The 23,841-nt window shown below is 73.1% G+C and carries 21 protein-coding genes and 2 pseudogenes; 6 read left to right on the top strand and 17 right to left on the bottom strand.

Features of this window, described 5'->3' with window-relative positions; all coding sequences use genetic code 11:
* Positions 1-363: 363 nt before the first annotated feature.
* Positions 364-1,236, top strand: a complete 873-nt coding sequence (locus CD790_RS00360) for a C40 family peptidase (protein WP_144380874.1) — start codon at positions 364-366, stop codon at positions 1,234-1,236.
* A gap of 175 nt (positions 1,237-1,411) precedes the next feature.
* Here CD790_RS00360 and CD790_RS00355 read toward each other — a convergent pair whose 3' ends face one another.
* Positions 1,412-1,831: a CBS domain-containing protein gene (locus CD790_RS00355; protein ID WP_144380873.1), complete on the bottom strand. Its 420-nt coding sequence runs from the start codon at positions 1,829-1,831 to the stop codon at positions 1,412-1,414.
* 189 nt (positions 1,832-2,020) lie between these two features.
* Between CD790_RS00355 and CD790_RS35460 the strand changes: the two are divergent.
* Positions 2,021-2,285 (top strand): annotated as a pseudogene (locus CD790_RS35460) (VOC family protein); the annotation flags it as partial.
* A gap of 305 nt (positions 2,286-2,590) precedes the next feature.
* Here the strand turns inward: CD790_RS35460 and CD790_RS00345 are convergent.
* Complete coding sequence (locus CD790_RS00345) at positions 2,591-3,118, bottom strand: DoxX family protein (protein WP_144380872.1); 528 nt, start codon at positions 3,116-3,118, stop codon at positions 2,591-2,593.
* Between the two features lie 303 nt (positions 3,119-3,421).
* Positions 3,422-4,738, bottom strand: a complete 1,317-nt coding sequence (locus tag CD790_RS00340) for a geranylgeranyl reductase family protein (RefSeq protein ID WP_144380871.1) — start codon at positions 4,736-4,738, stop codon at positions 3,422-3,424.
* 118 nt (positions 4,739-4,856) lie between these two features.
* On the opposite strand from CD790_RS00340, the gene CD790_RS00335 reads away from it, so the two are divergent.
* Entirely contained in the window at positions 4,857-5,369 is a 513-nt protein-coding gene (locus tag CD790_RS00335) for a GNAT family N-acetyltransferase (RefSeq protein WP_399216790.1), read from the top strand.
* Positions 5,370-5,445: 76 nt separating this feature from the next.
* On the opposite strand, the gene CD790_RS00330 is transcribed toward CD790_RS00335, so the two are convergent.
* From CD790_RS00330 to CD790_RS00310, 5 genes are all read right to left on the bottom strand, one after another.
* Positions 5,446-6,138: a demethylmenaquinone methyltransferase gene (locus tag CD790_RS00330; protein ID WP_144380870.1), complete on the bottom strand. Its 693-nt coding sequence runs from the start codon at positions 6,136-6,138 to the stop codon at positions 5,446-5,448.
* Between the two features lie 72 nt (positions 6,139-6,210).
* Positions 6,211-6,861 (bottom strand): imidazolonepropionase-like domain-containing protein, encoded by a 651-nt coding sequence (locus tag CD790_RS00325; RefSeq protein WP_144380869.1) that lies wholly within the window; start codon positions 6,859-6,861, stop codon positions 6,211-6,213.
* Positions 6,862-6,886: 25 nt separating this feature from the next.
* Positions 6,887-8,086, bottom strand: a complete 1,200-nt coding sequence (gene mqnC / locus CD790_RS00320; RefSeq protein ID WP_144380868.1) for a cyclic dehypoxanthinyl futalosine synthase — start codon at positions 8,084-8,086, stop codon at positions 6,887-6,889.
* Positions 8,087-8,174: 88 nt separating this feature from the next.
* The gene (locus CD790_RS00315; RefSeq protein WP_144380867.1) at positions 8,175-10,016 is read right to left on the bottom strand and encodes a serine/threonine-protein kinase; all 1,842 of its coding nucleotides are present in this window, start codon (positions 10,014-10,016) and stop codon (positions 8,175-8,177) included.
* 107 nt (positions 10,017-10,123) lie between these two features.
* Complete coding sequence (locus CD790_RS00310) at positions 10,124-11,017, bottom strand: menaquinone biosynthetic enzyme MqnA/MqnD family protein (protein WP_144380866.1); 894 nt, start codon at positions 11,015-11,017, stop codon at positions 10,124-10,126.
* Positions 11,018-11,316: 299 nt separating this feature from the next.
* Between CD790_RS00310 and CD790_RS00305 the strand changes: the two genes are divergently transcribed.
* Entirely contained in the window at positions 11,317-11,523 is a 207-nt protein-coding gene (locus tag CD790_RS00305; protein ID WP_144380865.1) for a cold-shock protein, read from the top strand.
* A gap of 426 nt (positions 11,524-11,949) precedes the next feature.
* On the opposite strand, the gene CD790_RS00300 is transcribed toward CD790_RS00305, so the two are convergent.
* The 3 genes from CD790_RS00300 to CD790_RS00290 all read right to left on the bottom strand — a co-directional run bounded on the left by CD790_RS00300 (position 11,950) and on the right by CD790_RS00290 (position 14,992).
* Positions 11,950-12,249, bottom strand: coding sequence for a hypothetical protein (locus CD790_RS00300; RefSeq protein ID WP_144380864.1), 300 nt, complete (start codon positions 12,247-12,249; stop codon positions 11,950-11,952).
* Between the two features lie 60 nt (positions 12,250-12,309).
* Positions 12,310-14,211 (bottom strand): long-chain fatty acid--CoA ligase, encoded by a 1,902-nt coding sequence (locus tag CD790_RS00295; protein ID WP_144380863.1) that lies wholly within the window; start codon positions 14,209-14,211, stop codon positions 12,310-12,312.
* A 262-nt stretch (positions 14,212-14,473) separates the two neighbouring features.
* On the bottom strand, positions 14,474-14,992 hold the full coding sequence (locus CD790_RS00290; protein ID WP_144380862.1) for a hypothetical protein: 519 nt from the start codon (positions 14,990-14,992) through the stop codon (positions 14,474-14,476).
* A 247-nt stretch (positions 14,993-15,239) separates the two neighbouring features.
* Between CD790_RS00290 and CD790_RS00285 the strand changes: the two genes are divergently transcribed.
* Positions 15,240-16,526 carry a hypothetical protein gene (locus tag CD790_RS00285; RefSeq protein ID WP_144380861.1) on the top strand — a complete coding sequence of 429 codons (1,287 nt, stop codon included), beginning with the start codon at positions 15,240-15,242 and terminating at the stop codon, positions 16,524-16,526.
* Between the two features lie 211 nt (positions 16,527-16,737).
* Here CD790_RS00285 and CD790_RS00280 read toward each other — a convergent pair.
* Both CD790_RS00280 and CD790_RS00275 read right to left on the bottom strand, forming a co-directional pair.
* Positions 16,738-17,388 (bottom strand): annotated as a pseudogene (locus CD790_RS00280) (TetR/AcrR family transcriptional regulator); the annotation flags it as partial.
* Positions 17,389-17,536: 148 nt separating this feature from the next.
* Entirely contained in the window at positions 17,537-18,340 is an 804-nt protein-coding gene (locus tag CD790_RS00275) for a hypothetical protein (protein ID WP_144380860.1), read from the bottom strand.
* A gap of 375 nt (positions 18,341-18,715) precedes the next feature.
* Here CD790_RS00275 and asnB point away from each other — a divergent pair, with 375 nt between their 5' ends.
* A complete protein-coding gene (gene asnB / locus CD790_RS00270) occupies positions 18,716-20,545 on the top strand; it encodes an asparagine synthase (glutamine-hydrolyzing) (protein ID WP_144380859.1) in 1,830 nt (609 codons plus the stop codon).
* 48 nt (positions 20,546-20,593) lie between these two features.
* On the opposite strand, the gene CD790_RS00265 is transcribed toward asnB, so the two are convergent.
* From CD790_RS00265 to CD790_RS00250, 4 genes are all read right to left on the bottom strand, one after another.
* On the bottom strand, positions 20,594-20,875 hold the full coding sequence (locus tag CD790_RS00265; RefSeq protein WP_144380858.1) for a hypothetical protein: 282 nt from the start codon (positions 20,873-20,875) through the stop codon (positions 20,594-20,596).
* A gap of 176 nt (positions 20,876-21,051) precedes the next feature.
* Entirely contained in the window at positions 21,052-22,413 is a 1,362-nt protein-coding gene (locus CD790_RS00260; protein ID WP_144380857.1) for a dicarboxylate/amino acid:cation symporter, read from the bottom strand.
* Between the two features lie 419 nt (positions 22,414-22,832).
* On the bottom strand, positions 22,833-23,120 hold the full coding sequence (locus tag CD790_RS00255) for a DUF4229 domain-containing protein (protein WP_260867244.1): 288 nt from the start codon (positions 23,118-23,120) through the stop codon (positions 22,833-22,835).
* A gap of 67 nt (positions 23,121-23,187) precedes the next feature.
* Positions 23,188-23,715: a GNAT family N-acetyltransferase gene (locus tag CD790_RS00250; protein WP_144380855.1), complete on the bottom strand. Its 528-nt coding sequence runs from the start codon at positions 23,713-23,715 to the stop codon at positions 23,188-23,190.
* Positions 23,716-23,841: the final 126 nt, after the last annotated feature.

The following is a 23,841-nucleotide window of genomic DNA, read 5'->3' as shown; positions in this document are numbered from 1 at the left end:
GGGCGCCATCCCCGCGAGGGACTTGGCTTGATCCACCGCTCGTGAAGCGGCGCGCGAGCGCGACCCACCCCCGACGGCGACCGCGGGACGAGACGGCGCGAGTGACGTATGCCACTTCACAGCCACTTGTAGATCTCGATTTGACGGGAAACCTTGGCCCGGCTCGCCAGAAGGTGATAAGCGGCCCCGCGGCCCGCTCGAGCCGCAAAAAGCCATGCGTATGCACATGATCGAGAATTTCGGACACTCGGCGCGGGGGCTCGGTTACGGCCACGCGGAGTGATTTTCAGTCGTGCACACGTCAAATGTGGCGCACTCCACTTTTGTTGATCTCAACCAGCGGCCCCTGATAGCCGTTTACCCATGTCCCCGAACGCACACATACCCAGCCACCGGAAGCCCCGCACCGCCGCCTCCACGCGTGCCCTCCGCGCCGGGGTGACCGGTGGCATCCTCACACTCGCCGTCGCCGGCACCTCCTCGATGACCGCCAACGCCGCGGAGGCGGCCCCGGTGGAGTCGACGCTGGAGATGCCCACCGTCAGCGCCACGCTGGCGAGCACCGCCGCGCAGGCCGCCGACTCCACCGAGCAGGCAGCGTTCGGTTACGAACTCCAGGCGCAGCAGGACGAGGCCGACGACCAGGCCCGCTCCGCCGTGAAGAAGGCCAAGGCGGAGGCCGAGGCCAAGCACAAGGCCGAGCAGGCCCGCGCCGAGGCCGCGCGCAAGGCGGCGGAGCGCCGCGCCGCGCAGGAGAAGGCCGAGCAGGAGCGGGCGGCCCGCTCCGCCGAGCGCACCTCGCTCAGCACCAAGTCCACCCAGGACACCAACACCCCGGCCACCCCCGAGGCGGACTCCCCCTCGTCGTCCACGCCGGCCGGCGGTAACGTCGCGACGGTCATCAGCTTCCTGAAGGCCCAGGTGGGCAAGGCGTATGTGCTCGGTGCCACCGGCCCGTCCGCGTATGACTGCTCCGGCCTGACCCAGGCCGCGTTCAACCAGATCGGCATCAGCCTGCCGCGCGTGTCGCAGAGCCAGTCGACCGTGGGCACGCAGGTCTCGCTGGACGCCCTGCAGCCCGGCGACATCCTCTACTGGGGCAGCGCGGGCAGCGCGTACCACGTCGCCGTCTACATCGGCGACGGCAAGTTCATCGGCGCGCAGAACCCGAGCACCGGCATCGTCGAGCGCGACCTGAGCTACGACATGCCGACCGGCGCCGTGCGCGTCCTCTGACGACGGCACCGCGGACCCGCCTCGACGAACCACACCTCGACGAGCGGTCCACGAGCACGGGCGAGGGCCGCCGATCCCACCGGGGATCGGCGGCCCTCGGCCGTGTCGCCGCCCGGTGCCCGCGTCGCCGACCCTCCGCCCGGCCGGTCGCCGCCGGGCCGCCGTGCACCGGCGCTCAGCTGCCGGCGTAGATCGCGTGCGCGAACTCGGCGATCTGCGCGTCGGACAGGTGCTGCGCCAGGTCGGCCTCGCTGATCATGCCGACCAGCCGCTTGTTCTCGATCACCGGCAGTCGCCGGATGCGGTGGTCCTCCATCTCCCTCAGCACATCGCTGACGTCGGCATCGGACCGGATCCACCGTGGGGTGCCCTCCGCGAGGTCCCCGGCCGTCATCTTCGCCGGATCGTGGCCGTGCGCGATGCAGCCGAGCACGATGTCGCGGTCGGTGAGGATGCCGCACAGCCGGTCGTTGGCGTCGGCGATCGGCAGCGCCCCGACGTTCAGCTGCGCCATCACCTGCGCCGCGCGGCTGAGCGTCTCGGTGGCGAGGATCCACTGCGCACCCCTGTGCATGATGTCTCCGGCGGTGGTCATGTCTGCCTCCTCCCCGGGCCCGCCGGCGGGGTGTCGGCCCAAGGGCCCGATCCGGTGTCGCCGCGGCTGGCGCGCGCGACGCCCCCCACCCATCATCACCGGCCCCGCGGGCACTCGCGACCGGCGACCGTCGGTGCCCGGTGCCGGACTGAGACGCGGGGAGGGCCGTGGCCTCCGCGACGCGCCGTCGAGGACGCCCGCTCCGCCTGGACCCTCTACTTCCAGACCGCCGACGCCGACGCGACCGCCAAGGCGGTCGAGCAGGCGGGCGGCGTCGTGCGCGTCGCGACCATGGACGTCTTCACCGAGGGCCGGCCGGCCCGCCTACACCGACCCGGCGGGCGCGGAGTTCGCCGTCTGGCAGCCGGGCGAGACCCAGGGCGTGGACGTGGTCAACGACCCCGGCGCGCTGTGCTGGAGCGAGCTGCACACGCCCGACCCCGCCGGCGCCCGCGCGGGACGGTCTTCGGCGTCATCGAGAGCGACTACCCGGAGGCGTCGTAGCCCGGGACGGGTCCGGCGACCCACGTCGTAGCGCGGGACGGGGACGAGCGACCCGCGTCGCGGACGGGCCGGCGGGCCGTCGAGCGGTGGAGCGCCGGCCGGCGAACGAGCGGCGGCGTGAGGGCCCTTGACGGCCAGCCAGGCACCCGTACGTCAGGTGATCGGACGTTCGGACGTCGGGTGTCGGGTCGCCAGACGCCCGGGGCCGTCGGTGACCAGGCGACCAGGCGACCAGGCGACCAGGCGACCAGGCGATCAGCGGAAGGCGAGCACCACGACCAGTCCCGCGGCGACGCCGAGCACCACGGCGCCGACGCCGTAGGACAGCCGATGGAAGCGCACCACCGGCAGGAGGTGGTCGACGGCCAGGCGCCCCGGCCCGGTCAGCGCCAGACCCGCCGCGACGGCGAGCAGCACGATCTCGAACTCGACGCCGGTCGGCAGGAAGAAGGCGCCGGCCCACCGGGTGGCGATGGCGTTGATCATGATGCCGATGATCCCCGCCGCGGCGAGCGGGGTGAGCAGGCCCAGGGCGAGGCCGAGGCCGCCGACCGTCTCGGTGAGCGCGGCGAGCAGCGCCATGGGCTGCTCGTGCTCGTAGCCGTACGCGGCGAAGCCCTGGGCCGTGGCGTCGAGGCCGGGTCCGTTGAACCAGCCGAACAGTTTCTGGGTGCCGTGACCGGCCATCGTGAGGCCGACCACCACCCGTATCAACAGCAGCCCGATGTCACAGCCGAGCCGCGCGGTGGTGGGAGCGGGAGGGGGAGCGTGAGAGTGCGACATGGGGGTCTCCTGAACGTCCTCGGGCCCGCCACCGACCGCCCCGGGATCGGTAGGCCCGCCCGGTCGTCTCTCTTCGATGGTAGGAGCGCGCTGACCGGGGGGCTACGGAACCGCGGGGGTGCCGAGGGTCCCCGACCGTCACCCCGGGCGCCACCGGACGCCACGCGGCCGCCGAGGCGCTCCAGGACCACCGGTGGGCCAAGGGTCGGGACGCCGGGGGATCGCTTCGGTGTCCCGCCCCATGCCCCGCCGCACTCAGGACGGTCCCGGCCGTCCGCCGGGACCGTGCGTGCGCACGACCGGTCAGGCGCGCGGGGCCACCTTGGTCAGCCCGTTGATCACGCGGTCCATCGCGTCGCCGCCCTGCGGGTCGGTGAGGTTCGCCAGCAGCTTCAGCGTGAAGCGCATGAGCAGCGGGTGGGTCAGACCGCGCTGGGTCGCCAGCTTCATCACCTTCGGGTTGCCGATCAGCTTCACGAAGGCGCGGCCGAGCGAGTAGTACCCGCCGTAGGTCTCCTTGACGATCTTCGGATAGCGCTGCAGGGCGATCTCGCGCTGCGCGGCGGTGGCACGGGCCTGCGCCTGGACGATCACGTCGGCCGCCAGCTGCCCGGACTCCATCGCGTAGGCGATGCCCTCGCCGTTGAAGGGGTTGACCATCCCGCCCGCGTCGCCGACCAGCAGCAGCCCGCGCGTGTAGTGCGGCTGTCGGTTGAAGGCCATGGGGAGGGCGGCGCCCCGGATCGGCCCCGTCATGTTCTCCGGGGTGTAGCCCCACTCCTCCGGCATCGAGGCGCACCACGCCTTGAGCACCTCGCGCCAGTCCAGCTCCTTGAAGGAGCTGGAGGTGTTGAGCACGCCGAGTCCGACGTTGGAGGTGCCGTCGCCCATGCCGAACACCCAGCCGTAGCCGGGCAGCAGCCGCGGCTGGGCGCCGCGCCGGTCCCACAGCTCCAGCCAGGACTCCAGGTAGTCGTCCTGGTGCCGGGGCGAGTTGAAGTACGTCCGGACCGCCACGCCCATCGGCCGGTCCTCGCGCCGGTGCAGCCCCATGCCCAGCGAGAGCCGGCTGGAGTTGCCGTCCGCGGCGACCACCACCGGGGCGTGGAAGGTGACCGGGGTCTTCTCCTCCCCCAGCTTGGCCCGCACGCCCGTGATCCGGCCCGTCCGGTCGTCGATCACCGGGGCGCTCACGGTGCACCGCTCGTACAGCCGCGCGCCGGCCTTCTGGGCCTGCCGCACCAGCTGTTCGTCGAAGTCGTCACGCTTGCGGACCAGGCCGTAGTCCGGGAAGGAGGCCAACTCCGGCCAGTCGAGCTGGAGCCGCACGCCGCCGCCGACGATGCGCAGCCCCTTGTTGCGCAGCCAGCCCGCCTCCTCGGAGACGTCGATCCCCATCGCGACCAGCTGCTTGGTGGCCCGCGGGGTCAGCCCGTCGCCGCACACCTTCTCGCGCGGGAACGCGGTCTTCTCCAGCAGGAGGACGTCGAGTCCCGCCTTGGCGAGGTAGTAGGCCGTGGTCGAGCCGGCCGGACCGGCCCCGACGACGATCACCTCGGCGCTGTACTCGGAGCCGAAGGTCCCGGCGGAGGCGCTCTCGATGCTTGCGGTCTCGCTCACGGAGGTCTCCCGAAGACTCGATGGCTGGGTGCCGGTCGCCCAAGGCGGTCGCAACAAGGCACAGGACACGTGCAGTCTATGGGGGGCCTACTCCCAGACCTCAGAAGGGCCACCCCCCATGACCGTGCCCATAGCCCAGCCGTCCATTCGGCTGCGCGTGCCCCGTCCCGACGACGCGACCGCCTGGCACCGGGTCTTCGACCACCCCGACGTCATGGAGTTCCACGGCGGGTCCGCGCAGGACCTGGCCCATGACGAGGAGTTCACCGAGCGCCAGCGCGAGCTGGCCGCCGAGCACGGCTTCTGTCTCTACACGCTGCTGGACGAGACCGACCAGGTCCTGGGGTTCACCGGCGCGCAGCCGTGGCCCCAGCCCTGGGGGCCGGTCGGCGAGATCGAGATCGGCTGGCGGCTGGGCCGTGCCTTCTGGGGCCTGGGGTACGCCACGCTGGCCGCCGAGGCCACCCTGGAACGCGTGCGGGCGGCCGGGGTGGACCGGGTCGTGGCCATGGTCGACGCCCGCAACGAGCGGTCCCTCGCGGTGACGCGGCGGCTGGGCATGCGGCGCGCGGAGACATACGTCTCGCCGGTGTCCGGGGTGACCGCCGTCTGCCACCGGCTGGAGCTGTGACGGCGACCCGGCCCCGGTGACCGGGCCTGGTGACGGGGGCCGGTCACCGGGCTCGGGTCCACCGTGGCTCGGTCGGTTACGCCTTGGTGCCCCGGTGCAGCGCCACCACGCCGCCGGTGAGGTTGCGCCAGGCCACCCGCGACCAGCCGGCCTTCTGGAGCTTCCGGGCCAGTCCCGGCTGGTCGGGCCAGGCGCGGATGGAGTCGGCGAGGTAGACGTACGCGTCGGGGTTGCTGCTGACCGCCCTGGCGACCGGCGGCAGCGCGCGCATCAGGTACTCGGTGTAGACCGTGCGGAACGGTGCCCAGGTGGGGGAGCTGAACTCGCAGATCAGCACCCGACCGCCCGGCTTGGTCACGCGCAGCAGCTCGCGCAGGGCGGCGTCCGTGTCCTGGACGTTGCGCAGCCCGAAGGAGATCGTCACGGCGTCGAAGACGTCGTCGGCGAAGGGCAGCCGGGTCGCGTCGCCGGCCGTCAGGGGCAACTGGGGATGGCGCTGCTTGCCCTCCCGCAGCATCCCGAGCGAGAAGTCGCAGGGCACCACGTAGGCGCCGTCGGCCATGAAGGGCAGCGAGGAGGTGCCGGTGCCGGCGGCCAGGTCGAGGACCCGCTCCCCGGCCCGGGCGTCGATCGCACGGGCGACGGCCTTGCGCCACAGCCGGGCCTGCCCCAGGGACAGCACATCGTTGGTGAGGTCGTATCTCGCCGCCACGTCATCGAACATCGCGGCGACTTCGTGCGGCTGCTTGTCCAAGGATGCTCGGGTCACCCACCCATTGTTCACCTCGCCCACGGCGGGGCGTGCGGCGGGGGCACGCGCGGCGAGCCGCGGCCGTGCGCCTCAGCGGCGGCGGTGCACCAGTCGCCCGGCGAGGACGGTGGCCACGCAGGTCGCCGCGCCCCGCTCGACCAGGGTGGGTTCGTCGGGCACGTCGAAGACCGCGAGGTCGGCGCGGCCGCCCGTGATCAGCGGGCCGGCCGCCGTGCCGGCCAGGTCGTGGCCGGCGTGGAAGGGGTCGAGGTCCGGCTCGCCGGGTGCGTCGCCCGGGGCGCCGAGCGGCGGGACGACGACCAGCCCCGAGCGGGCCAGCGCCACGTTCACCACCGGGTCGGAGAAGTTGCCGACCACCGTCGTGGTGCCGTGCCGGAGCAGTTGCTGCACCCCGCGTCGCACACTCCCCGCCCAACGCGTCGCGTCCATGTCCAGGTCGCTCAGCTCCGACCCCGTCAACGGCCGCTCGCCCAGGAGGTGGAACTCGCGCGGGTCCGGGTAGTAGCACCGCTCCAGCAGCCACTTGCCGTGCCACTGGCGCAGCCCGGGGGTGAGCAGCCCGGGCCAGCGCCGCGCCCGGGCGCCGGGGTACGCGGCGGCGATCCGCTCGTACGGGCCGAAGTCGGCGATCCGACCGTCGTCGACCGCCACCGCCCCGCCGGGCACCGGGTCGGCCCCGGCGCCGGGCAGCAGCAGGTCGGCGGCGTGGAGGGTGAGCATCTCGGCGGCGCGGGCGGCGGCGAACTCAGTTGGTGCCGACGAGCTTGAGCTCGGGGTGGGCGGTGCCGCCCTCGATCGCGGTGGAGGACAGGTGGGAGACCACGCGGTCGTCGACCGGGTCGTCGGCCGGGTCCTCGTGCACCACCAGGTGCTCGTAGGTGGTGGCGCGCTGCGCGGGGACCCGTCCGGCCTTGCGGATGAGGTCGATGAGCTCCATCCGGTTGGAGCGGTGCTTGGCGCCCGCCGAGGAGACCACGTTCTCCTCCAGCATCACCGAGCCCAGGTCGTCCGCGCCGTAGTGCAGCGAGAGCTGACCGGCCTCCTTGCCGACGGTCAGCCAGGAGCCCTGGATGTGGGCGATGTTGTCGAGGAAGAGCCGCGCGATGGCGATCATGCGCAGGTACTCGAAGATCGTGGCCTGCGTCCGGCCCTTCAGGTGGTTGTTCTCGGGCTGGTAGGTGTACGGGATGAAGGCGCGGAAGCCGCCGGTGCGGTCCTGCACGTCGCGGATCATCCGGATGTGCTCGATCCGCTCCGCGTTGGTCTCTCCGGTGCCCATCAGCATGGTGGAGGTGGACTCCACGCCCAGCCGGTGCGCCGTCTCCATGATCTCCAGCCAGCGCTCGCCGGACTCCTTGAGCGGCGCGATCGCCTTGCGCGGCCGCTCCGGCAGCAGTTCGGCGCCGGCGCCGGCGAAGGAGTCCAGGCCGGCGGCGTGGATGCGCTGGACGGCCTCCTCGACGGACACGCCGGAGATGCGGGCCATGTGCTCGACCTCGGACGCCCCCAGCGAGTGGATGACCAGCTGCGGGAACTCCTTCTTGATGGCCGAGAAGTGCTTCTCGTAGTACTCGACGCCGAAGTCCGGGTGGTGGCCGCCCTGGAACATGATCTGCGTGCCGCCGAGCTCCACGGTCTCCGCGCAGCGCCGCAGGATGTCGTCGAGGTCGCGGGTCCAGCCCTTGTCGGTGGCCTTCGGCGGCGCGTAGAAGGCGCAGAACTTGCAGGCCGTCACGCAGACGTTGGTGTAGTTGATGTTCCGTTCGATGATGTACGTCGCGATGTGCTCGGTGCCCGCGTACCGCCGGCGACGGGCGGCGTCGGCTGCCGCGCCCAGCGCGTGCAGCGGTGCGGACCGGTACAGGTCGAGCGCCTCCTGCGGGGTGATCCGACCACCGGCGGCGGCGCGGTCGAGCACGGACTGGAGGTCGGCGTTCTCGGTCACCGTGGTGTCCCTTTCGGAGGGTTTACAGGGCTTGCAAACGGACTGATCCAGCCTACGCCCAGCACCCCGGGCCGCCCGCGCGGGGCCGTCAGTCCAGCCTGCGGAGCGTGCCGCTCGGGTTGCCGCCCGGCTCGTCCCGGACCGTGTAGCGGATCGAGCCGTCGCTCCTGAGCGCGAACCGCTCCTCGGCGGAGCCGAGGCTGCAGTTCTCCTCCCGGTCCTCCGGTTTCACCCGCGAGTCCAGGACCAGCTCCTTGGCCGTCGCCGACACCAGCTTCCACTTGCTGTGGCACACGAAGAGGGTGACGTCCTGCCGCCCGCTGGCGACCTGGGCCCCGGTCCGGCCCTGCCGGATGGTGATGGTCAGCTCGCCGGCCGGCAGGCCGGAGTCCGCGGTCAGCGACCCCCGCCAGGTGCCCAGGAACGCCTTGGGCACCGCCCCGGGCCCGCCGGGCGAGGGGGTGCCGGAGGGCTGCGCGCTCGGCTCGGGCCGCGGGGCCCCGGTCTCGGATCCGCCGCCGGGGCGGGAATCCGGCGACGCCGGGCGGGCGCTCCCCTTGTCCGCGGAGTAGTCCCTGGCGTCGCCCGGGCCGTCCGGCAGTCCGTTCACCGCGAACACGGCGACGGCCAGCGCGCCCGCGACCGAGAGCACCAGGGTGCAGCTGAGCGCCTTCGGACGGCGCCGCCCGCCGACGGAGGCGGTGAGGGACAGCCGGCGTCCGGCGGGCGCCGGATCGTCCTCGGGAGTGGCCGCGGCGGCCACGGGGCCCGGGGCCGGGGCCGCCGGTCCGGACGGTCCGCCCGGTCGCGGCGGCGCCCCCGGCGGGGCGGGGACGCCGTCGTACGAGGCGCCGGGCTCCCTTCCGTGCGCGGGGTCCGGGACCCTCCCGTGCCCGGGGCCCTTCTCGTACGAGGGGTCCGGCGGGCCGAAGGCGCCCAGGGTAGGCCCGGGCCCGGCGTCCTGGACGGGCGCGGGGCCGGTGCCGGGAGTGGCGGGGCCGGTGCCGGGGGTGGCGGGGCCGGGCGGGGCCGCCTCCAGGTTGAGGAGTTCCACGGCCTGCCTGCTGACCCGCTCGACCAGCGGGGCGGGCAGCCAACCCGGCCCGACCAGCCCGGCGGCGCCCCGGTCCGGGGCCAGCCGGTGGAGGATCCGCTCGGGGGTGGGGCGGGCGGACGGGGCCTTGGCGAGGCAGGCGGCGACGAGATCCCGCAGCTCTCCGGTGAGGCGCGGTCCGAGGACCGCCTCCTCGTGCACCACCTTGTAGAGCAGCGCGGCCGAGCTGTCGCCGGGGAAGGGGCCCTCCCCGGTCGCCGCGTACGCCAGCACCGCGCCCAGCGAGAAGACGTCGGCCGCGCCCGCGACGTCCTTCCCCAGGATCTGTTCGGGCGCCATATAGCCGGGCGAGCCGATCGAGGCGCCGGTGGAGGTGAGGGAGACCGTGCCGTCGACGGCGCGGGCGATGCCGAAGTCGATCAGCCGCGGGCCGTCGAGGGTGAGCAGCACGTTGGAGGGCTTCACATCGCGGTGCACCAGGCCCAGGGCGTGCACCGCGGCCAGGGCCTCGGCGAGGCCGGCGGCCAGGGCCCGCACGGACGCCTCGGGCAGCGGCCCGGAGTCGGCGACGGCCTGGGTGAGGGAGGGCCCCGCGACATAGCCGGTGGCCACCCACGGCACCCGGGCCTCCGGGTCGGCGTCCAGGACCGGTGCGGTCCAGGCGCCGCCGACCCTGCGGGCCGCGGCGACCTCGCGACGGAACCGGGCCCGGAACTCCTCGTCCAGGGCGAAGTGCGGGTGCACGATCTTCACCGCGACGGTGCGTCCGCCGGCGCTGCGCCCCAGATAGACCCGGCCCATGCCGCCCGCACCGAGCCGGCCCAGGAGCCGATACGCCCCGACGGCCTGCGGGTCTTCCTCGCCCAGCGGATGCATCGCGTGGCCTCCCCCCTGAGTACGCCGATCCAGCTTAGGCGGGGCCGGCCGCTCAGGGGGCGGTTGGGGCGCGTCGGGGTGGAGCGGGTGGTGTCGGGGCGCTCCGCTCAGCCGGACGCCTGGGCCGGCAGCAGGTCGACGCGGACGTCGGCCGGGTAGCCGGCCGCCGGTCCGGTGCGGGCGGCGAACTCCCGGATCCCCTTGAGCTGGGTCTCGCCGAGGCTGAAGTCGAGGGTGGTGAAGTAGCGCTCCAGGACCGGGGCGTCCAGGGCCTCCCAGCGGGCGGCCTGCTCGGCGACCTTGGTCACCTCTTCCAGCGAGAGGTCGCGCGAGGCCAGGAACGCCTCGTGGATCTTGCGGACGATGCGCGGCTCGCGCTCCAGGTACTCGCGGCGGGCCGCCCAGACCGCGAAGACGAACGGCAGGCCGGTCCACTCCTTCCACATGTGGCCGAGGTCATGGACCTGAAGGCCCAGCTTGGGGGCGTAGTGCAGGTTGGCGCGCAGCGCGGCGTCGCCGATGAGCACGGCGGCGTCCGCCTCCTGCATCATCAGGCTGAGGTCCGGGGGGCACGTGTAGTAGTCGGGGCGCACCCCGTACCGCTCGGTGAGCAGCAGCTTCGCCAGCAGCACCGAGGTCCGGGACGCCGAGCCGAGCGCGACGCGCCCGCCGTCCAGCTCCTCCAGCGGGACCTGGGACACGATCACACAGGACATCACCGGCCCGTCGCAGCCGACGGCGATGTCGGGGAGGACGACGAGGTCGTCGGCGTGGCGCAGATACTCGACCAGGCTGATGGGGCCGATATCCAGGTCGCCGCGGGACAGCTGGTCGTTGAGCGCGTCCGGGGTCTCCTTGGTGAGCTCCAGGTCGAGCAGCGTGCCGGTGCGGGCGAGGCCCCAGTAGAGGGGCAGGCAGTTCAGGTACTGGATGTGGCCGACCCGCGGCCGGCTCCGGCGGTGGCCGTTGGCGGTGGCGGCGGCAGGGGCTGAATTGTCCACATGCGGAGGCTAGCCCCGGCCCTCCGGGCGACCGTGCGCAGGGTGCGCTCCGGGCGCGTCATCAGCCATGCGACCTGCGAACATTCCCCAGAGCGACGGAGTGGAAACTCACCCTTCACGTGACCTTTCGCTCTTTCCCCGCGAGAACCGCACGTGCTAGGCTCGCCACCAAGTTGCAGTTTGGTTTCCCTTGCAGTACAGAGCCTGCGGAGCATGTAACCCGCAGGCTTTTGTAGTTTTCAGACTTCTTGCACTTGCAGGTTCTGGAGCAGGGCAACCCTTTGGCCCAAGGAGGGCTTATGGCTACCGGAACCGTCAAGTGGTTCAACGCCGAGAAGGGCTTCGGCTTCATCGCCCAGGACGGCGGCGGCCCCGATGTCTTCGTCCACTACTCCGCGATCAACGCGTCTGGCTTCCGCTCCCTTGAGGAGAACCAGACCGTGACCTTCGACGTCACCCAGGGCCCGAAGGGCCCGCAGGCGGAGAACGTCACCCCCGCGGTCTGAGTATGCGGTCCGGCCGTGCTTCGGCACGGCCGCCGATCAGCACCCAAGGAGCCCTGCCTCCCGCTTCGGCGGGGGCAGGGCTCCTGCCCTTTTCGCCCGCCGCCCGCCGCGCGGGCTCCGCCCGGCCCTGGCCTTCCCGCAGCCCCCGATGCACCGCACACCCTCGGCGCCATCAGGCGCCTCCTCGGACCGCCGTGCTCCCGTGCGCCGTGTTTTCGCGCGCCGCGCCCCCTTCGTGCCTCGCGCTCCGTGGACCGCCCCCGGTCCCCCAGAGCCCCGTCCCCAACGGGCCGGGAGCGGTGGTCAGGAGCGCCGCCCGCACCGGGCCCGCCCCGCCCCGCCGGCCGGGAGGGCCAGGACGGGGCAGTGGCCGGGCAGGCTCAAGGGGCCGGGTCAGCCCGGTCCTGAGCAGGTCGGTCCGGACCGTCAGTGGTCGTCCCAGTGGCCGCCGTGGGCGGCGTGGCGGTGTCCGTTGTGGACGTAGTCGACGTGGTCGCCGTGCTGGATCTGCTGGTGCCCACAGGTGGGACCGTGCTGGTGCTCGTGGTCGCCGTGTTGGGTGTGGTCGGTGCGCTCACACTCGTCCCAGTGGCCGTCATGGGCACGGTGCACATGGCCGTCGTGGGCGTAGTCGAGGTGGTCGTCGTGGGCGATCTGCGGATGTCCGCAGTCCGGCCCGTGCTGATGCGGGTGCTCCGGGTGCTCCTTGTGTGCCACAGCCGTCATGTCATAACTCCTGGTAGCAGACACCTTTTGCCCCGGTAATCGACTATACGCTCGCCTCCCTCATCGCTCTTCGTCGTAGAGCCGTTCGATGGCGTCGGCGAAGTCGCGTGCGATGGCCGCGCGCTTCAGCTTCAACGAGGGCGTGAGATGCCCCGACAGGTCCGTCCACTCCACCGGCAGCACCTGGAAGCGGCGGATCGACTCCGCGCGGGAGACGGTCGTGTTCGCCTCCTCGACGGCGCGCCCCACCTCCGCGAGCAACTCCTCGTCCGCGGCCAGCCGCCGCGGCGACACCCCCTCCTTCCCACGCATCCGCCGCCAGTGCGCGAGACCGTCCGGATCCAGTGTGATCAGCGCCGCGACATACGGGCGGTCGTCGCCGAGGACCATGCACTGGCCGATCAGCGGGTGCGCCCGCAGCCGGTCCTCCAGCGGGGCCGGAGCCACGTTCTTCCCGGTCGCCGTGATGATCAACTCCTTCTTCCGGCCGGTGATCGTGAGATAGCCGTCCTCGTCCAGCGCGCCGATGTCACCGGAGGCGAACCAGCGCTCGGCGGGGGCGCCGGGCGCCGCGCCGCGCCCCGCGTCCCAGTAGCCGGTGAAGACCTGGCCGCCGCGCAGCAGCACCTCCCCGTCCTCGGCGATCCGCACCGCGCTCCCCGGCAGCGGCCAGCCCACCGTGCCCAGCCGGGGCCGGAGCGGCGGCATCAGCGTCACGGCCGCCGTGGTCTCCGTCAGGCCGTACCCCTCGAAGACCTGGATACCCGCGCCCGCGTAGAAGGCGGCGAGGCGCCGGCCGAGCGGGGAGCCGCCGCAGATGACGTGGCGCACCTTCCCGCCCAGCGCGGCCCTGATCCGTCGGTAGACCAGCGGTTCGTACAGCGCGCGGGCGAGGCGCGGGCCCAGCCCCGGGCCGCGTGCGGACTCCGCGCCCTCCGCGTACCGGATCGCGACGCGCGCGGCGCGGTCGAAGGAGGCGGCGCGGCCCATCCGCTCCGCGGTGGCCCGCCCGGTGTTGTAGATCTTCTCCAGGACGTAGGGGATGGCGAGCAGGAACGTCGGTTGGAAGCCGGCCAGATCGGGCAGCAGGTCCTCGCTGCGGATGCTCGGGGCGTGGCCGAGCCGGACCCTGGCCCGCAGACAGCCGACGGCGACCATCCGCCCGAAGACGTGCGACAGCGGCAGGAACAGCAGGGTGGCTGCCGGCTCCTTGCCGGCCGACCGGAACACCGGGTGGAGCAGCTCGATGGAGTTGTCCACCTCCGCGAAGAAGTTGGCGTGGGTGAGCACGCAGCCCTTGGGGCGGCCGGTGGTGCCGGAGGTGTAGATGAGCGTGGCGATGTCGTGCGGTCCGCGCTCCGCCCGGCGCCGGGTCACGGCCTCGTCGGGCACCTCCCGTCCCGCGGCCGCGAGTTGGCCGATGGCCCCGGTGTCCAGCTGCCACAGCTGGGCCAGCCGCGGCAGGCCGTCGCGCACCGTGGTGACCAGCCGGGCCTGCTCGACGTCCTCCACCGCACAGGCGGCGGCGCCGGAGTCCTGAAGGATCCACCGCGTCTGGAGGGCGGACGAGGTCGGATACACCGGGACGGTGACCAGGCCCGCCGCCCAGGCGGCGAAGTCCAGCAGGGTCCACTCGTAGCTGGTGCGGGCCATGATGGCGAGCCGGTCGCCGGGGCGCAGGCCGTGCGCGATCAGCCCCTTGGCGGTGGCGAGCACCTCGGAGGCGAAGGTCGCCGAGGTGACGTCGCGCCACCGTCCGTCCGGCTGCTTGCGGCTGAGGACCGCCTCGTCGGGTGCCTCGGCGGCGTTGTCGAAGGGGATGTCCGCCAGGCTGCCGTGCGTCACGGCGGGGGCGAGCGCGGGGACGGCGGCCTGCTGGACCACCCCGGCGACGATGTGCACCCGTGGCGGGACGAGAGTGGGGGTGGGGACTGGTGCGGTCGGTGCTGGCTGCTGTGGCATGGCAACTCCTGACCCGTCAGTAACTTCACGCAAACGTAGGGCGGGCCCGAGCGGTGCGGGAACCCTTGTGACGCGGGGAGTTCGGGGAGATCCGACGGATGGAGTCGCGGGGTCGGCCGACGGACAGAGGAGCGGGTCGGCGGGCCGACTCGTGAGCGGGGCGACGGGCCGATTCCCGGAGAGGAGCCGGTGGGCTCGGGTGAGGCGGCCCCCACCGGCCTCACCCGATCGGCCGAGTCCACGGCCCCCACCGGCGCGCGGCTTACTTGACCGGGGTTATGGCGATGATCTTCGTGGCGTCGTGCGCGGCGAGGATGTCCAGCTTGGTGACGCTTCCATCGGCCCAGGCCAGCTTGACCAGCGCCGAGTAGTTGTCGCCGTTCCCGTTGTCCGTGACGGACCACTTCGTCGGCACGTTCTGAGCGCGGAGCACGCCGTCCGCGCCGTTCTTCTTCGCCCAGGCGGCGAGCTCCTTCTGGAGGCCGGCGCTCAGATAGTGCTTGCGCAGCGCGGAGGCCAGCGCGGCGCCGCCCTCGTCGTTCCGCGCGTCGATGTACGCCCCGAAGAAGTCACCCACTCGGGTGAGTGGGGAGGACGGGCTGCCGGAGACCGTCTCCGGGAACGCCTGCTTCGTCTTCACCGCGACCGCCCGCGTCCCGGCGGCGCTCTGGTGTCCGTCGCCGGAGGCCAGCGCCGGCACGGCGGCGACGGACAGCGACAGCAGGGCGGCGGCCGCGCCCCCGGCCAGCAGGGTCTTCCGCGCGATACGCCTCGTGCTCATCTCGATGCCTTCCTCTTCCCCCGCTCCCCCTGATGCCCGAACATGCGCCGCATCGACACAGCCCGTAACTTGAGGCTCACGGATCCGTGACGCTGCCGACCCCGGCAGCGCTCTGTCTCTCACTGGGTTCACGCCCCGCGGCCCAGGAACGTTACCGACGGCTTGCGGCAGATCTCCGCCCGCCCGTAGCCGGGCCCGGACAGGTCTCCGCCGGCCCTCCGCGCAGGCGTAGAAGGGATGTCCGCACGTGATTCGTGAGCGCAGCACCCCCAACGGCACACCCGTCCGCACATCCGCCGGTACTCCCGTCCGCACTCCCGCCGGCACGCCGGTCCGCACCTCTGCCGGCCGCACCCGGCGCCCGCCGCCCTTCGGCATCCACCGGCGGCGGCCGGTACGGCCCCTGGCGGGGGCCTGGTCGGCGGCCGCCTCGCTGGCCGCCGCCGCGTTGTGCGCCGCCACCCCGGCCTACGCCTCCCCGCCGACCCCCGACCCGGCCGCCTCATCGGCCGCCGCGCCGTCGAGCGCCGCCCAGCAGGCGTACGCCTGCGTCGACGAGCCGAACACCGCCGGCTCGGTGGAGGGTTCGGTCCTGGCGTACGAGCTCGCCACCAAGTACACGGCCGAGTGGGACAAGGCGCGCGCCGAGTGGAACGCCCTCGGCAAGGTCGACATCAAGCCCGACGATCCGGCGACCACCACCGACGTCGACGTCGGCGACGTGGACCGGAGCGACGTCGGCTGGTCCGGGCTGTGGCAGAACAACGGCAACGGCGCCGACGCCATCACCTTCAACGACCACTACCTGCACAACTACACCGCCGACGAGAAGCGCGGCGTCGTCGCCCACGAGATCGGCCACGCGCTCAAGCTGGGCCACCGGGCCAACCCGGAAGCGGTCATGTACTGCAACGACGCGCGCACCGCCTACGGGCCGTCGCAGATCGACATCGACCACTACCGCAGCATCTGGGGCGCCTCCCAGGCCGCCGCCCCCGAGCCCGCGCGGCGCGCCGTCGCGGAGACCGGCGGCGACCCGCCGCACCACACCTACGCGGTGCGGCTGGACACCCCGGCCCGCGCCTGCGGCTGGGCCGACGACGTGTTCGTGGGCACCGTGGTGGCCAAGGAGGGCACCCGCCGCACCAACGGGGGTCGGCTGCTGTGGACCACGTACCAGGTCGAGGTCGTCAGCACCCTCAAGGGCAAGGTCAGCGGGAGCGTCCGGGTCGCCCAGGAAGGAGGCCGGGACCCGCTGCACCCGCAGCAGACCACGGCCGGCCAGGCCCCCGAGCTGGAAGTCGGCCGCACCTATGTGCTCGCCACCCGCATCGCCCCGGACGGCTGGCACACGGCGCCGTCCAACTTCACCCCGGTGCCGGTCCAGGCGGACGAGGGCAGTTCGGCGACGGACGCACCGGCCGCGTGGGCCGATGCGGTTCGACACCCGGAGCACCAGAACGGCGCCTATCCGTCGGACCTGTCCCGCGCCCCCGACCCGCAGGCGTGGTACACGAAAGCTCGCATCAACTGAAATCGGCTGAAACATGCGGGGATTCCGGATGCTCCCGGCCGGCCTCCTGGCCGCACTCCCCGCCGGATTCCAGCCCCGCGCCCCCGTCGTGGTCCCGCGCGCGACCTCGCTCGTCGCGCTCGGGAGCACGGCCCCTGCCGTGCTCCCGGGCGCGCGCCCGGTCGGCTTCCGGGACGCGGTCCCGGTGGTGCTCCGGGAGCCGCTCTCGATCGGGTGACCAGCCCTGTCCCGCCATCAGGTTCCCCAACCCGGCCCATGCGAAGTTCATCAGCGTGGCGGCCGTGTCCTCGACCGAGGGGCCGCGGCCGGCCGCCTCGGCACCGTCGGCCCGCGCCCACTCGGCCAGCGACTCGGCCGCGCCGACCAGCGCCTGCGCCAGCCCGGACAGCTCCGCGGCGGAGGGCTCCGCGGGGCAGCCGGCCTCCCGCGCGGCCGCCGATATCAACCCCGCCACCAGGGCGACGATCTCCGCCCTCAGCCCCGCGACCTCCCGCGCGAAGGGTTCGCCGAGCGTACGCGCCTGGAGGTGCAGCAGCGCCCAGCCGTCCGGGTGCGCGGCCGTGTGGGCGAAGAAGCCGTGCAGCCCGCTCCACAGCCGACGGTCGGCGGACGCCCCCGGCTCGACGGCGTCCCGTACGGCCGCGACCAGCGCCGCCGCCTCGCGTCGGACGCAGGAACCGAACAGCTCCTCTTTGGAGTTGAGGTACAGATACACCAGTGGCTTCGAGACCCCGGCCGACTCGGCGATCTCGTCCATCGACGCGATCCGGTAGCCGCGCCGGGCGAAGGTCCGCACGGCGGCGTCCAGCATCTGTTGCTCCCGCACCGCCCGCGGCACCCGTTTGCTCTTCACCGCATTCACGCGAAACGCCCCTCCCAAGCCCCCGCCTGACCCGTTCCGTTGACTGTTCCATTGCCTGGTTCCGTCACGCTCGGGTAATCGTACGGGCACGCGAAGCGACGAAGGGCGGGCATCGGCCAGCGGGTGCGACTCCACGGCTCACTCCCGCTCACTCGCGCTCGCACGTCCCCGGCACCCGCGGCAGGCCCATGACGACGCGACAGGCGTCGACGCCGGGCCCGCCGTCCACGGCTCCCTGGTTGATGCCGACGAACAGGTCGTCGTCGCCGTCGCCACCGCGCACCCGGCCGGAGGGCTGGAGGAGTCCGCCCACCTCGATCCGGTCGGCGGCCTCCCCGCCCTCCACCGATCCGAACACCCCGGCGGCCGCGTCGAGGACGAGGGTGTCCGCGCCGCGGGCGCCCCGGACGTCGGCTCCCTCGGCCACGAGGGCGTGGTCGAGGAGGTCGACGCGGTCGTCGTGCCGGCCGCCCGTCACCCGACCGAGGACGGGGCCGTCGAGGGCGAACCGGTCGTCGTGGAACTGGCCGTCCAGAGAGCCGCGGGCCTCCACGGAACCGGTCGGCGTGAGCGTGACGGCGTCCTCGCCGTCACCGCCGCGCACCCCGCCCGCCACGGGGCCGGTGAGGGCGATGGCGTCGTCCCCGGCGAGGGCGTCGACGAGGTCGCCGTCGTCCACCGAGGAGCAGGTGATCACGTCGTCGCCGGGGGTGCCGACGATGGCCGGGCCGGTCACCTGTCTGCCGTTGACCACGCAGGACGTCGCCGCGTGCGCCGGGGTGGCCGTCAGGCCCGCCAGCGGCATGGCCAGCGCCGCCGCGGCGGCGGCCGTACGGAGCGTCCAGCGGGCCTTCGCCGCGGCGGACCACAGGGAGGCCGATCGCGGGGAGGCGAGACGGCGCGCCGCGAGACGGCGGGCGGCGCGGCGGCGGGACGCGGGTGAGTGCGGCATGGGGGCCTTCCGTGGGGGTCGGGCCGCCGGGCCGCATGGCACCCGAGCGGCGATTACACATTGCGTCGACATGAGTACTGTCGGTGGCGGCATTTATGCTCGACTGTGACTTGAGCACCGCCTCCCGGCCCTCAACGGTCGCGGAGGACGGACGAGTTGAGGGGAGGCCGTAATGGGACACGACCGCGACATCCGTTCCCGCCCGGCGCCGGGACCCGCCGCCGACGGCGGGCGACGCGGACGCGCGGATCTCCGGGCGGCGATATGCCGCCGCTGACCGGACGGGTGCCCTAGATTCCTCGGTGCCGCGGTCCGATCGGGGACCACCCGTCGGACGGCGGCCGTGAGCCTGTTCGGCGGAGGAGGCGGGCACGGGTGTGCGGCGTGGCGGGCTGGGTCGACTTCGCGCGGGATCTGACGGCGCACCGCGCGGTGGTGCGGGGCATGACGGCCACCCTGGCCTGCCGGGGGCCGGACGACGAGGGGCTGTGGAGCGGCCGCGGCGCGTTGCTGGGCCACCGCCGGCTCGCCGTCATCGACCTGGTGACGGGCCGACAGCCGATGTCCCACGCGGAGGCGGTGGTCAGCCACAGCGGTGAGATCTACAACTACCGCGCGCTGCGCACGGAGCTGACCGCGCGAGGCCATCGGTTCCGTACGCGCAGCGACACCGAGGTGGTGCTGGCGGCCTACCGCGCGTGGGGCGAGGGCTTCGCCGAGCGGCTGGAGGGCATGTTCGCGCTGGCGCTGTGGGACGAGAAGGCGGAGCGGCTGCTGCTCGTGCGCGACCGGATGGGCGTCAAACCGCTCTACTACTACCCCACCCCCGCCGGGCTGCTCTTCGGCTCCGAACCCAAGGCGATCCTGGCCCACCCGCAGGCCGAGGCGGTCGTCGACCTCGACGGGCTGCGAGAGCTGTTCGCGCTGGCCAAGACGCCGGGGCTGACGGCCTACCGGGGGATGTGCGAGGTCAAGCCCGGCCATGTGCTGCGGCTGACCCGCGCGGGGCTGCGGCAGCGCCCGTACTGGACGCTGCCCACCGCCGAGCACACGGACGGCTGGGGGCGGACCGTGGACACCGTGCGGGAGCTCCTCGACGAGGCCGTGACCGGGCAGCTCGTCGCCGATGTGCCGCGCTGCACGCTGCTCTCCGGCGGCCTGGACTCCAGCGCCGTCAGCGCGCTGGCCGCCCGCCGTCTGGCGGCTCGCGGGGCGGGGCCGCTCGCCACGTTCGCCGTCGACTTCGCGGAGCCGGACGCGCCGACGCCCCAGGGCAGCCCCGACCGCCCGTACGCCCACGCGGTCGCCGCGCACCTCGGCACGGACCACACCGACATCGTTCTCGACGCGGCCGATCTGGCCGATCCGCTGCACCGCACCGCGACCCTGACGGCACGCGACCTGCCGGACGGTCGCGCCGAGCGCGACACCTCGCTCTACCTGCTGTTCTCCGCCATCCGCGGCCATGCCACGGTCGCCCTCTCGGGCGAGTCCGCGGACGAACTCTTCGGCGGCTACGCGTGGTTCCACGACCCCCGGGCGCTCACCAGCGGCACCTTCCCCTGGATCGCGGAGGACGGCACGGGCTTCGCGGGCACCCTGGACCGGCTGCTCGCCCCCGCCCTCCGCACTCGGCTGGGGCTCGCCGCCTACCGACGCGAGCGGCACCGGGAGGCGCTCGCCGAGGTGGAGCACCCGCCCGGCGCGGCCGACCCCGCCGAACGACGCCATCGCGAGGTCACCCACCTGGCGCTCACCCGCTTCGTCCCGCGGCTGCTGGACCGCAAGGACCGCATGTCCATGGCCGCCGGCCTGGAGGCGCGCGTCCCCTTCTGCGACCACCGGCTGGTGGGCTACGTCTACAACACGCCCTGGTCGCTGCGGGCCCGGGGCGGCCGCGAGAAGAGCCTGCTGCGCGCGGCCACCCGCGACCTGCTCCCGGCGCACGTCGCCGACCGCCGCAAGAGCCCCTACCCCGCCACCCCGCACCGCGCCTACACCGAGGCCGTACGCGCCCAGTTCACCGCCCTCGTCGCCGACCCCGACCAGCCGGTGCACCCCCTGCTCGACGCCGACTGGGCGGCGGAGACCACCCGCACCGCCCCCGCGACCGCCCTGGAGGACTACCTGGCACGCTTCGGCATGGAGTGCGCCCTGCTGCTCAACACCTGGCTACGGCGGTACGCGGTGCGGCTGGAGGTGTGACCGGCCGCCGGCGTCCTCGGGTGTCGCCCCGGCCCGCGCCCTGACCGGTCACGCGTCGGCGAACGGATCCCCCAGCACTCCGGCGAGCCGGATCAGACCCGGCCCCTCGCCGGCACGGTCGCCGGCACCGACCGAGGCGTAGACGGTGTAGGTCCACCCGCGTTCGGCCGCGTGCGGCGAGGCCCAGGCCAGGACGTCGTCGACGTCGACCTCGCCCAGCACCTCGTACTCGTGCGCCGTGGCCGCGGGCACGTCCCAGAACGAGACGCGATAGCGGGCGTGGTCCTCTTCCCAGGCGGTGTCGCGGGGGTCGATGCGGCGGATGTCCATGATCCTCAGCCTAGGCGCGAGGCTCCGACGCTCTGCCGTCGCCGGTACCGCTCCACCCGCTCCGTCGTTCCGGGGGACGACGCGAGACCGCGCGCGGCGATCCGGCGTCCACACGGCGCGGCGCCCCCGGCCTCGGAAGACCGGTGGCGCCGCCGCCCCGTGAACGTCCCGCTGCGCTAGGCCGCCGGCGCCGGAAGGGGCGCCTTCTGGTCGGCGTCGCCCACCTCGTAGCCCTCCAGGAGAGAGCCGCTCGCGGAGTCGTACGCCTCGCGGTCGAGGATGTCCTCCCGCGCGGAGACGAGGATGGGGATGAGCGCCTGTCCGGCGACGTTCGTCGCCGTCCGCATCATGTCCACGATCGGGTCGATGGCCATCAGCAGGCCCACGCCCTCCAGCGGGAGGCCGAGGGTGGAGAGGGTCAGGGTGAGCATGACCGTGGCGCCGGTGAGGCCGGCGGTGGCGGCGGAGCCGATGACGGAGACGAAGGCGATCAGCAGGTAGTCGCCGATACCCAGTTCGACGTCGAAGATCTGGGCGATGAAGATCGCGGCGATGGCCGGGTAGATGGAGGCGCAGCCGTCCATCTTGGTGGTGGAGCCGAAGGGCACCGCGAAGCTCGCGTACTCCTTCGGAACGCCGAGGCGCTCGGTGACCCGCTGGGTGACCGGCATGGTGCCGACCGAGGAGCGGGAGACGAAGGCCAGCTGGATGGCGGGCCAGGCGCCCTTGAAGAAGTTGAGCGGGTTGACCTTGGCGACGGTGGCCAGCAGCAGCGGGTAGACGCCGAACATGACCAGGGCGCAGCCGATGTAGATGTCGGCGGTGAAGGTGGCGTACTTGCCGATCAGGCCCCAGCCGTACTTGGTGATCGCGAAGCCGATGAGGCCGAGGGTGCCGAGCGGGGCGAGCCGGATGACCCACCACAGGGCCTTCTGGAGCAGCTCCAGGACGGCCTGACTGAGGGTGAGGATCGGCTGGGCCTTCTCGCCGAGCTGGAGGGCGGCGATGCCCGCCACCGCCGCCATGAAGACGATCTGCAGGACGTTCAGCTGGGTGAAGGGCGTCACCACGTCCTGCGGCACGATGCCGGTCAGGAAGTCCAGCCAGGAGCCGGCGTGCTCGGGCTTGCCGCCGTCCTTGGGGGTGAGGCCGGTGCCGGAGCCGGGGTTGGTGAGCAGGCCGATGGTCAGGCCGATGGCGACGGCTATCAGCGAGGTGACCATGAACCACAGCAGCGTGCGGGCGGCCAGCCGGGCGGCGTTGTTGACCTGCCGCAGGTTGGTTATGGAGACCAGGATGGCGAAGAAGACGAGCGGGGCCACCGCGAGCTTCAGCAACTGGACGAAGATCGAGCCGGTCTTGTCGAGGGTGGTGGCGAGCCACTCGACGTCACCGCTGCGGGCGGCCCAGCCGAGGAGTACGCCCAGCACCAGGCCGAGCAGGATCTGGGCCCAGAACGGGACCTTGGGCAGGCGGAGCGACGACGAGGACGTCTTGGCTTCGGGCGACAACGGACACACTCCGTGGGTGGGGTCCATGGGGGGTGGGTGGGGGCATGAAAAAAGCCGGGAGGTCCGTGCGGATCTCCGGCCGCTGTGCTGACGGGGCGCGCGGGCGTTGCGGCGGATCAGCGGCGACAGGCCGCGGAGCGGCATCGGCTGCGGCAGCGACAACGGCAAGGACCTGCGGGCAGGCGCACCGCGAGCGGAACCCTCGCGGGGGGTCGGGGCGCGGCTGCTGTCTTCATATCGAACACGCTAACACCCTCCCTTTGGGTGACTCAAAGGCAATCTTTGGGCGCACCCCTCCGAGGGATCCCGGAGACGGCCGAAGCGGCTCCCAGGGCGGCGCGGTCGGACCCCGTACAGACGCCGAAAGCCCCGGCCCACGGCGGAGAACGCCGTCGGCCGGGGCTTCCCGGCGAGGGGGTGCGCGCCTGGGCGCGATGTGGTGAGGCTTACAGATCGTCTTCCTGGCCGCGGTTGGCCGCGAGCTTCTGCTTGGCCCGGTCGACCTTGACCACGATCTGCTCGGACATCTCGTCACGCTGCTTGCGCAGCAGTACCAGGCTGAGCGGGGCGGAGACGACGAGGGCGAGCAGCAGCACCCAGATGAAGCTGGAGCCGTTGGCCGCGGCCGGGAACACACGGAAGGAGACCAGCGCCCACATGACCAGGAAGCATCCGGCGAAGATACCCAGACGCATCACGGAGTAGCGGAACGTCGCGCTCGTCTTGAGAGACACGGCTGGACTTCTTTCTGCCGGAGATCCTGCGTTACCAGACATCCAGTGAATCACGCCCCCATATCGATCACTTCAGGGGCAGCCACATCAGGATGTCGTCGCGGAGGTCGCCGCCCCCGACGTCGATCCCCTCCGGCACCCGGCCGACCTCCTTGAAGCCGACGGTGGCGTAGAAGTCCTCCGTCCCCATGCCGCCCCGCACCCCCAGGCGCAGGGCGCTGAACCCCAGGTCGCGAGCCATCTCGACGGTCTCGCGCAGCATGGCCTTGCCGCGCCCGCCGCCCTGCCGCTCGGGGTCGATCATCACCGTGACCACGGTGCACCAGTGCCGCATCAGGGGGTGGGTGTTGAGCTTGAGGTACGAGGTCCCGACCAGGCGGCCCTCCTCGTACGCCGCGAGCATCCGCAACGCGCCGGAGGCGACGGCCGCCGCCTGCGCGTCGGCGGTGGGGCGTATCTCCTCGGCGGTGACCGGGGGGACGAAGCCGACGGCACCGCCCGCCTGGGACACCCGCGTCCAGAGCTGGAGGACCTCCTCCCGCAGCGCGGGGGTGAGCTCCGGGTCTCGGACGAGATGAAGATCGGTAAGGGGCATGAGGCGAAGTTATCCGTTACACCCCCGGGTGGCAACAGTCGACCGCGCGACCCGCCCACGCCGCCGCACGACGAAGGGGTGGCACCCGCCGAGGCAGGTGCCACCCCTTCGTCGACCTCATCGACG

The organism is Streptomyces sp. SAJ15 (genome assembly GCF_007595705.1).
Taxonomy (GTDB): domain Bacteria; phylum Actinomycetota; class Actinomycetes; order Streptomycetales; family Streptomycetaceae; genus Streptomyces.
Note: the sequence above shows the minus strand (reverse complement) of the source record. Positions and strands in the feature narration are given on the sequence as shown.

Excerpts from the sequence above, each read along its gene's own strand:
- CD790_RS00295 (WP_144380863.1), bottom strand. The coding sequence starts at position 14,211 with ATGCCACAGCAGCCAGCACCGACCGCACCAGTCCCCACCCCCACTCTC.
- CD790_RS00300 (WP_144380864.1), bottom strand. The coding sequence starts at position 12,249 with ATGACGGCTGTGGCACACAAGGAGCACCCGGAGCACCCGCATCAGCAC.
- CD790_RS00275 (WP_144380860.1), bottom strand. The coding sequence starts at position 18,340 with ATGCCGCACTCACCCGCGTCCCGCCGCCGCGCCGCCCGCCGTCTCGCG.
- CD790_RS00305 (WP_144380865.1), top strand. The coding sequence starts at position 11,317 with ATGGCTACCGGAACCGTCAAGTGGTTCAACGCCGAGAAGGGCTTCGGC.
- CD790_RS00250 (WP_144380855.1), bottom strand. The coding sequence starts at position 23,715 with ATGCCCCTTACCGATCTTCATCTCGTCCGAGACCCGGAGCTCACCCCC.
- CD790_RS00315 (WP_144380867.1), bottom strand. The coding sequence starts at position 10,016 with ATGCATCCGCTGGGCGAGGAAGACCCGCAGGCCGTCGGGGCGTATCGG.
- CD790_RS00325 (WP_144380869.1), bottom strand. The coding sequence starts at position 6,861 with ATGCTCACCCTCCACGCCGCCGACCTGCTGCTGCCCGGCGCCGGGGCC.
- CD790_RS00355 (WP_144380873.1), bottom strand. The coding sequence starts at position 1,831 with ATGACCACCGCCGGAGACATCATGCACAGGGGTGCGCAGTGGATCCTC.
- CD790_RS00335 (WP_399216790.1), top strand. The coding sequence starts at position 4,857 with ATGACCGTGCCCATAGCCCAGCCGTCCATTCGGCTGCGCGTGCCCCGT.
- CD790_RS00260 (WP_144380857.1), bottom strand. The coding sequence starts at position 22,413 with ATGGACCCCACCCACGGAGTGTGTCCGTTGTCGCCCGAAGCCAAGACG.
- CD790_RS00360 (WP_144380874.1), top strand. The coding sequence starts at position 364 with ATGTCCCCGAACGCACACATACCCAGCCACCGGAAGCCCCGCACCGCC.
- CD790_RS00265 (WP_144380858.1), bottom strand. The coding sequence starts at position 20,875 with ATGGACATCCGCCGCATCGACCCCCGCGACACCGCCTGGGAAGAGGAC.
- CD790_RS00290 (WP_144380862.1), bottom strand. The coding sequence starts at position 14,992 with ATGAGCACGAGGCGTATCGCGCGGAAGACCCTGCTGGCCGGGGGCGCG.
- CD790_RS00345 (WP_144380872.1), bottom strand. The coding sequence starts at position 3,118 with ATGTCGCACTCTCACGCTCCCCCTCCCGCTCCCACCACCGCGCGGCTC.